This is a genomic window from Candidatus Manganitrophaceae bacterium, from assembly GCA_012960925.1.
Classification (GTDB): domain Bacteria; phylum Nitrospirota; class Nitrospiria; order SBBL01; family JAADHI01; genus DUAG01.
In genome coordinates, this window is sequence record DUAG01000006.1 from 1 (window position 1) to 8,139 (window position 8,139).

The following is an 8,139-nucleotide window of genomic DNA, read 5'->3' on the forward strand; positions in this document are numbered from 1 at the left end:
CATTCGCAGTTTCAAATCAACCAGATACGCCGCTTTTTTTCAAGCCCTCCATACACCACTTTCAGTTATAACTCCCAGGTTGATGGTCGCGTTGGCTGCGCCTTCGGATTGTCTTGTTATGATGTAATTGTTGATTCTCGTGCTTGTGATTTGGAGGGCTTTGAGCCCTTTAAATTCTTTTGTCAGATGATTAGCCAATTGCCTGGCTCGGGCGATGCTCTTTTTTTTGTTTATTTCGTAATCCTGGATATAAAGCCGAACAAGGTCTTCTAGCGTCGTCTTTTCGGCTTGAAGGGCGGGTAGCCTTCCATCGGCGATATCGCCCTCCCTCTTCTTTATTAGGGTAGAGGCAACCGATTTCAGGGCAGATCGGCTGGACTCCCGGAAGAGTTGGCCTCCCCGGTAATATTGTATCCACCAGTTTTTTCCTCGCTTATAGATTCTTCCCATGGGCTACCCTGATCGATCGGGTTCTGTCGCAAAGTTCGGATTGTCTTTACCAGCGGTTTCATAGTAGCATCCGTGGCATCAAACAAACAATGGTTTTGGAGCCCTCATGCTGAGTTTCAAAGGATGTCATTTTGAGAAAGAAATCATTTTGATATGCACCCGGTGGTATCTAGCTTATCCTTTGAGCTCCCGCCATGTCGAAGAGATGATGGAAGAACGTGGCGTCGATGTGGATCACTCAACCATCAACCGCTGGGTTTTAAAATTCACTCCTTTCATTGAGAAAGAATTTAGAAAGAAGAAGAGACCCGTTGGCCAGAGTTGGCGAATGGATGAGACCTATGTTTCCGTTAAGGGGGAATGGAAGTATCTTTACCGCGCGGTCGATAAAGAGGGCCTGACGATTGATTTTATCCTCACTGCAAAGAGAGACCGGAAGGCAGTGCGGAGGTTCCTAAACAAAGCGATAGAGTTCCAGAAAAAACCCTCTAAGATTAACATTGACAAAAGCGGAGCCAACAAAGCAGGGATCAGGATATATAATCAGGAGAACCGGAAACGGATCAAGATCAGACAGTGCAAATACCTGAATAATATTATCGAGCAAGACCACCGCTTCATCAAAAAGAAAATCCGACCCATGCTTGGATTCAAATCATTTCGAAGTGCCCGTATTACCTTGGGCGGCATTGAAACAATTCATATGATTCACAAGGGCCAGATGAAGCAATGGGCCGGACAACACCAGACCTTCGTCCAACAATTCTATTCCTTGGCAGCATAGGCAATACCGTTTTAGACACTTTTATATCTCTTTACAATATTTGCGACAGAACCTAAAATCGAGTGCAATCACGGCCAGGGGCGCTGCGAGCATTATGGACCAATCCAAGGTATTTAAGACACCCCACCCTTTTTCCCCTGCAACAATGGCTGTGCCGACGGCAGCAACGGGAAACAGTATTCGCACGGTTAAGGTGTTGATGACGACAATGCCAATGTTGGTCGACCAGCGTTTTGGCTTGGAGGTCGTCAGACGCCGTCTCGGGGTAATCGCCTCCCATAAAGCCATGAAGGTAAAAACGACTAAAAAAGAAGTCAGACGGATTGTGTTTTCATTTTCGATGATCATTTGATACAAACCCTACTCCTTGTAAGTCCTCTTTTTCAAACAGGCTATGCTTGGAGCTTTGGAGAGATCTAACAAACACCGTAAAATTTTCAAGTAATATTGTTATTTGAATCACATCCACAAGCCTAACCTTTCAAGTGGCAATCTGTAAAAAATAGGGGTTCCATTTTTGAGCAGTTAGTGTAGAAAATAGACCATTTCTCCCCGATCACAGTAGGATCGGCTTTGTCTTCCCGACTACTTTTTTTGCTTCGGTTCGTCCAGAATCGCCTCGCCTTCGATATTGATTTTTACGATATCTCCAACGATCAGGCCGCCGTTGTCCATGACCTTGGACCATTTGATTCCAAAATCTCTCCGGTCAATACGGGTCGTGCCGGTAAAGCCCACTCTGAAATTTCCCCAGGGGTCCTTTATTCTTCCGAGTATTTCCATGTCGAGTACGACCTCTTTGGTCACCCCATGTAGTGTTAAGTCGCCCAGTACCGTGAATTTTGGATCGGTTATCGAAACGATGCGCTTGTATTTGAAGACGATTTGAGGAAACTTCTCCACATCCAAAAAGTCAGCGCTCCTCAAATGTTTATCACGTTTTTTATGTTTTGTATAAATGCTCGAAGCATCAATGGTCACACGTCCGCTTATCATAGCCTTTTTGCTCTCATCAACTTCAAAAACCCCCTCGTACTTGAGAAATTCTCCCGTTACATTGGAGATCACAAGATGCTTGACGCGAAAACCAATCTGCCCGTGGTCCTTATCAAGCCGATATGTTTCTGTTTTTGCGGACACAATTGAGGTGAGTCCCATTAAAAGAAGGGTGAGGGCTAAGAGCAATCTTTTTGTGTTCATTTTTTCTCCTTATTCATGTGGGAGGACCTAAAAAAGTATGATGCATCGTTTCACCAGATTTGAGGTTCAGGGCGCATCGAGTTAAAAGTGATAAAATAATGAGACTTGCAGAAAGTCATCATCCCGTTGGGGGAAAAGTAGCTCATTAGGAGACTGTCGAGTAAAGATCAAACCTTCAATTTCTATCTTCCAATGGTCGGTGAGGCGTCGACTCGCTTCCAGACTGACGATTCGAGACAAACGGTCAAGGTCCTGGATCACTCCGAAGAGAAGTTCTGTACTCGCCATATCATTTATGGCGAGCCGAAACCCGGCCATGATGTCCTCTTCAAACGGTGTGGTAGCCGCTTCGCCCCTCGAATCATGAAGCCATTCTCCTATGATCCCAAGATCCATCTTACTTCTAAAAATCGCACTAACTGTGTATTCGAAACCGCCGGTCCAGGCATCAAAAGAATCACCTTGGCCGATCCGATGGATCATCTCAAGCTTCCAGAGCCATTCTTCCACAACCCATTGAAGATCTAGACCCATTTGGCCGATCTGTTCGTAGAATGGGATCAGGACGGGATTTCCGGAAGCATCCGTCCCTGGTATCAACGTTGGTTCTCGTCCAGTTCCCTGGAAATGGGAGAGGCCGACATCCCAATCCCCTAAGGTCCGACTGTAACGACCCGCAACATCAAGGTGGTGTTGTTTCGCCCCACTTTCATATCGTGTCTGGTTGGTCTCTACAACTAAGGGGGAACGAAGTCTCCCTTTAAGACCTGGAAATGTCCGCTCTCGGAAATACGGGAGGAGATAAAGATCAAGGGTTCCCCAGTCTCTTAAGATAGAAAGATTAATCATCAGTTGGCCAAGTTTTTCTTCTCCATCCGGGAGTTCCACGAGGTCGGTCTGGTTGATGATATCAACCAAGTGTTGCGACTCCGTGACCCCCCAGAAGACTTTTCGGATGCCAACCCCAAGCTCAAATACTTCCGGGTACCAGAGGACAAAGAGCTCTCTGATATCGACATGGCTCCGCTCCGAATCGGCGATATCGAGACGAAAAAATGGCGCAACCGTGAGGCTGCTTTCCTTCCATTCGTGGAAATACTCCGGCTGGGCAGCGATGGAACCTTGCTGTTTTCTTTGACCGGGATGGAGCGGATCGTTATAAAACAGCCGCCCCTCAATTGACACATAACCGGTCAACTCATTGGCCACCGCCTCTGGCATGGAGACAACGAAACCGGATAAAATGAGGGTGATGAAAAGACTTATTGGAAGCAGGGATCTCACCTGGCACGCTTCAGGCTGTTTTTGTTGAAATCCCGATCAGTCAGTCCGGTCTTAAATTTGTAATTCTTCCAGTTCAAGACCGTACCTTTTCCAGTCTGGTGATTAACCATCTGCATCCGGTCTGCCCGCCAGAACGTTCCAACGTATTGTTGATAGCCATGATAGGTTAAGGTTTTGAGGAGGTCATTTTTCCGGTCGTAGTAGTCAACCTTCAAAGGGCGATACTCCGCCTGATCAATCCAGACCACTTGGCGTGTATAACCGGAGTTAGGATCGACAGGATCTCTTTCAATCACGAATGTCAACTGTCCTTCATAGTCCTCGTCCCGAAGCCAACGGTAGGTGTATTTTTCGACCTCTTGACTCGTGATATCCTCATAGGCAAACTCGCTCCCCATGAAGGAGCCGGACTTGTTGGATGAACTGATTCGCTTGACGCGTTTCAGCGCAGGGAGAAAAAGCCATTGATCGTCATTTTTTACCTTGTGCGTAAAGCTAAGGAAGGCCGTCCCCTTTACGTCCCTTGGGTTGTCGAAAATGATGAGCGACTTGTCTCCATCTCCCTTGACCTCTAGGGTCCGGTTTCGAATAACACGCGTACTCGACTCTCCTTGTCGGTTTGTTAAGACCATTTTAAGCTGGGACGTAAAATCTCCAAATCCGTTGTCCCGGCGATCGGCCTCCACGGCGATAGCCAGACCCATTTCTTCAGGGGATTCAGAAAAAGCTGTTATTGGAAACAGTAACAATATGAACAAAAAAAGTATAAAATGTTTCATTTTTCACTCCTTTCTGTATAAATCCTGCTCGGCTACCGAATCAAGCATTGATGCGTGTTGGTTTCAGCCGATGACAAGAACTCCCCCTAAACGGTCCCTTCGGTGTCAGGTTCTTTCACAGGGCTTAGCGCTTTCTCCGGTTTATTCCTTTCCATGATCATCAACAATGGCGGCAGGAGTAAAAAGTCTGCCGCCAAGGCGAAGGCGATGGTGATGGCAGTTAGGAGTCCCATCTGGGAATTCATTAAAAACCCGGAAAAGGTAAGGACAGAAAACCCAGCGGCCAAGATGAGGGACGTGACCCATAGGGCGGTACCCACGTTGTGAAATGCGTAACGTACCGCGTCTTGACTATTCATTCCATGTTCCCGCTTTGCACGAATATATTTGCTCAGGAAGTGGACGGTATCGTCGACCACAATTCCGAGACTCATGCCGACCACAATCGACGTACCCATCCCGATCTCACCCACCATCAATCCCCAGAGACCAAAGGCCATCCCAGCCGGAACCAGGTTCGGAATGAGGCTCATGATACCGATCTTCATATCCCTAAGAGAGAAAATCAGAATCCCCGAGATGAGGACCAGGGCGAGTGCGGTCCCAAACATCATGTTATTGGTATTCCGTTCTGAAATGTGTGAGAACATAATCGTGGTGCTGGCTCCGGGCACCTGCATTGAAGGAATGGCATTTTCTCGGAGCCACTGCTGTGCCCTTTCCTCAAGTTCCAACATCTCATTGGTCGTTACGCTCTCCAGGGTTACGCTAAAACGGGTGGCCGACTTCCTGACGTTAATCTGGTTGTTCAGATCCAAACCATAGGGGAGTGACATCTCATACAGGAGAAGATACTGTGCAGACAGTTCCCGATTCTCTGGGATTTTATAATAGGAAGGATCATCACCATGCATATTTTTGTTGAGTCGCTTCATGATTTCGGTCAGTGTACTGACATGCAGCACTCTTGCTTGTTGCTTGTACCATTCCCCAAAAGCCTCCAGCGTCTTCAGGTATTCCGGATTACTGACCCCTCCCTCCTCTCCAGAATCGAGTGAATACTCAATCAGGTAGATCCCTGTAAGGTGATCAACAATGAAGTCGGTATCGGTCCGAAAGGCGTAGCGGTCGTCAAAATAGTTCACAAACTGATCATTAAAGCGATTTAAAGGGACGGAGCTGATAAAGAGGAGGGTGATGGCCAGCATCGCCCAGAAGATCGGTCTCCGGCGATTGACCACAAAGTTACCAAAACGATCCATAAAGAGCTTCGAATTTTTCCCTTGGCCCTTCACTCGAACCGGCAATACCGCCATCATGGCCGGTAAGAAGAAGATCGAATAGAAAAAGGCGGCCACGACGCCCGTCGCAACCATGTTGCCGAGGTCATGAAAAGGAGGTGAATCGCTGGTGTTCATACTTAAGAAACCGATTGCAGTGCTCAAAGAGGTAAGAAAGATCGGGAGCAGATTGATCCGCATCGATTCGATGATGGCTTCCCGCTTGGTTTTTCCACGACGCATCTCCTGAAACATCGTGACCAGAAAGTGGACACTGTCTGCCACTGCCAGGGTCAAGATAATGGTTGGGGCACTGGCGGAGGGAGGGGTAAAAAGAATGCCGGCCCACCCGGCCAGGCCCATCGCTGTAAATGCCGAGAGGCCGATGACCATGACCGTGGCTAAGGTCCCAGAAAACGACCGGAGCATCATGCCCATGGCGATAATGAGTACCAGGTACATGATCGGCATCAGGGTCGACATATCGTCCTGACTTGCTTCCGAGAAGGAGTTGTTCATCATCACCATGCCGCTTAAATATACCTTAATTTCGGGATGTTCCGCCTCTATCTTCCGGGCCATGTCGCGGACGAAGGCAACGACCTCTGGAACCTCGTCCATCGATTTCCCAGGAAGATTAATCGTCACGTTGACTCCTGTTACATCGGTTGCCGAAGTGATGTTTCGGTTGACCAACAGCGGCTCCGCAAGGGCAACTTTCTTGATTCGCTCCAGATCCGAATCAGAAAGAGAGGCTGCGTTTTTCACCAAATCTTCCACGATCAATTCATCACCATCTGCCCAGGTATGTTGAAAGTTGGTGATCGAATCGACTCGAAGCGAATAGGGAACCTGCCAGGCATCCTTCGTCAAGGCCTCTACAACCGACAGGGTTTCGCGGGTGAAGACTTTGCCATCGTTGGAGGCGATGGCAAAGAGGACATTGTCGTTCTTTGTATAGGTATCTTGCAGTCTTTCAAAGGCCTGAAGCTGCGGGTTATCCTTTCCAAAGAAAACCCGGTAGTCCGTCGAAAAAGCGAGAAATCGCCCCCCACTTCCCGCTGCCATAGCGATGGCAAGTGTCCCCACGATAATCAACCATCTGAACCGTATTACCCATTCACCTAGACGTTTGCCGTCCATTTTTCTCTCCTCTTCTTTTCCAACAAGATCTATCTATTCCTATAGAAAGATAGTAAACAATAACTATTAAATTTATCATGTAATATTCACACCAAAGCAAAAAAAATCAGTGTTTGGCGAGGCCTCGAATGATGAGCGCAATCACCCCTTTTCCTGCCCGTTTGAGCTCTTCCAGAGAGGGGTTTTTCATAGCAACGAGTGGTGGATAATAAAAATGAACAGTGGCAAATAAGATTATCTTTGCCGTTGCAATGATATCCGGGACATCAAACTCTCCCGTCCGGTTTCCTTCTGCAAGGATTTCGGCAACAGACGAACGAAGAGACTCTTGATGCCTCAGGACCACGTCCGGATGTTCTTGGGAGATAAATGCCACGAGTTCAAAGAGATGGGAATTGGTCGCGCAGAGGTCATGCGTATAGTGGAGTATTTCCAGGAAAAAGACCTCCAGACGGGCACTTGCAGTTAGCTTTTCTCGCTGGAGTACATCCTTGCCCACTTTTTCCTTATGACGCATACATTTTTCCGCGATTTCTACTCCGATCTTCTGTTTGTTATCGAAATATCGGTAGAGGTTGGCTGCCGACATATTGCAGTCTTTGGCGATCTCAGCCATCGTCGTTTTGCCGAAACCATACCGTCGAAACCGGGTATCTGCCACATCAATAATCTGTTGTTTGATTTCTACCATTGCCTGCATGATTTTAAATATAGACTCTGAATAGTGAATTGTCAATATATTATTAACTATTAACTAAAACGCTGAGTTGCCTAATCGGCAAGGTTAACCTTTGCCCCCTCCACTACAGTACCATCTGATGGCGGTATCAATCCTCTTTAGACTTAGGTCAATTGCTCCAATTTATAGGGAGGAGATCAGTAAACTACGCGAATAAGGAGGACAGACCTTTAATTTCCCCAAAAAATCCATGACCAAACATTCAACCGAATCCGTCCACAAAGCTTTTACGCTTTTTTGTGCTCATTTTGTGCTCAACTCAATCACCCTCAGGCCTATTCCAGCCTACTCCAGCCAACTTAGGCTTTTTTCGTAAGTCTTTGCTGGAGTTGGTTTTTGTTGGTTAGAGTAGGCTGGAGTAGGGAGTGTGTGGTGCTTTCCTAAATCGTGTGTCGGGTGTTCGAATCACCCCGGGGGCACCATAAAATCAATAACTTAGAGGGTTCCTGGAGAGACGAAATCCGCGATTGTGATCAGGAT

At 47.3% G+C, this 8,139-nt stretch carries 8 protein-coding genes; 1 reads left to right on the forward strand and 7 read right to left on the reverse strand.

Features of this window, described 5'->3' with window-relative positions:
• Positions 1 to 39 precede the first annotated feature (39 nt).
• The gene (locus EYQ01_01080; GenBank protein HIE64409.1) at positions 40 to 450 is read right to left on the reverse strand and encodes a hypothetical protein; all 411 of its coding nucleotides are present in this window, start codon (positions 448 to 450) and stop codon (positions 40 to 42) included.
• Positions 451 to 556: 106 nt separating this feature from the next.
• Here EYQ01_01080 and EYQ01_01085 point away from each other — a divergent pair, with 106 nt between their 5' ends.
• Positions 557 to 1,234, forward strand: a complete 678-nt coding sequence (locus tag EYQ01_01085) for an IS6 family transposase (protein ID HIE64410.1) — start codon at positions 557 to 559, stop codon at positions 1,232 to 1,234.
• A 21-nt stretch (positions 1,235 to 1,255) separates the two neighbouring features.
• On the opposite strand, the gene EYQ01_01090 is transcribed toward EYQ01_01085, so the two are convergent.
• The 6 genes from EYQ01_01090 to EYQ01_01115 form a co-directional block, all read right to left on the reverse strand.
• Complete coding sequence (locus tag EYQ01_01090; protein ID HIE64411.1) at positions 1,256 to 1,582, reverse strand: hypothetical protein; 327 nt, start codon at positions 1,580 to 1,582, stop codon at positions 1,256 to 1,258.
• A 237-nt stretch (positions 1,583 to 1,819) separates the two neighbouring features.
• Positions 1,820 to 2,434, reverse strand: coding sequence for a polyisoprenoid-binding protein (locus tag EYQ01_01095; GenBank protein ID HIE64412.1), 615 nt, complete (start codon positions 2,432 to 2,434; stop codon positions 1,820 to 1,822).
• An 81-nt stretch (positions 2,435 to 2,515) separates the two neighbouring features.
• On the reverse strand, positions 2,516 to 3,619 hold the full coding sequence (locus EYQ01_01100; GenBank protein ID HIE64413.1) for a hypothetical protein: 1,104 nt from the start codon (positions 3,617 to 3,619) through the stop codon (positions 2,516 to 2,518).
• 95 nt (positions 3,620 to 3,714) lie between these two features.
• Positions 3,715 to 4,497 (reverse strand): outer membrane lipoprotein-sorting protein, encoded by a 783-nt coding sequence (locus EYQ01_01105; GenBank protein ID HIE64414.1) that lies wholly within the window; start codon positions 4,495 to 4,497, stop codon positions 3,715 to 3,717.
• An 86-nt stretch (positions 4,498 to 4,583) separates the two neighbouring features.
• Entirely contained in the window at positions 4,584 to 6,920 is a 2,337-nt protein-coding gene (locus tag EYQ01_01110; GenBank protein HIE64415.1) for an RND family transporter, read from the reverse strand.
• A 106-nt stretch (positions 6,921 to 7,026) separates the two neighbouring features.
• The gene (locus EYQ01_01115) at positions 7,027 to 7,620 is read right to left on the reverse strand and encodes a TetR/AcrR family transcriptional regulator (protein ID HIE64416.1); all 594 of its coding nucleotides are present in this window, start codon (positions 7,618 to 7,620) and stop codon (positions 7,027 to 7,029) included.
• Positions 7,621 to 8,139 lie beyond the last annotated feature (519 nt).

Coding starts and splice junctions, on each gene's coding strand:
- EYQ01_01090 (HIE64411.1), bottom strand. CDS start 1,582: ATGATCATCGAAAATGAAAACACAATCCGTCTGACTTCTTTTTTAGTC.
- EYQ01_01080 (HIE64409.1), bottom strand. CDS start 450: ATGGGAAGAATCTATAAGCGAGGAAAAAACTGGTGGATACAATATTAC.
- EYQ01_01110 (HIE64415.1), bottom strand. CDS start 6,920: ATGGACGGCAAACGTCTAGGTGAATGGGTAATACGGTTCAGATGGTTG.
- EYQ01_01105 (HIE64414.1), bottom strand. CDS start 4,497: ATGAAACATTTTATACTTTTTTTGTTCATATTGTTACTGTTTCCAATA.
- EYQ01_01115 (HIE64416.1), bottom strand. CDS start 7,620: ATGCAGGCAATGGTAGAAATCAAACAACAGATTATTGATGTGGCAGAT.
- EYQ01_01095 (HIE64412.1), bottom strand. CDS start 2,434: ATGAACACAAAAAGATTGCTCTTAGCCCTCACCCTTCTTTTAATGGGA.
- EYQ01_01085 (HIE64410.1), top strand. CDS start 557: ATGCTGAGTTTCAAAGGATGTCATTTTGAGAAAGAAATCATTTTGATA.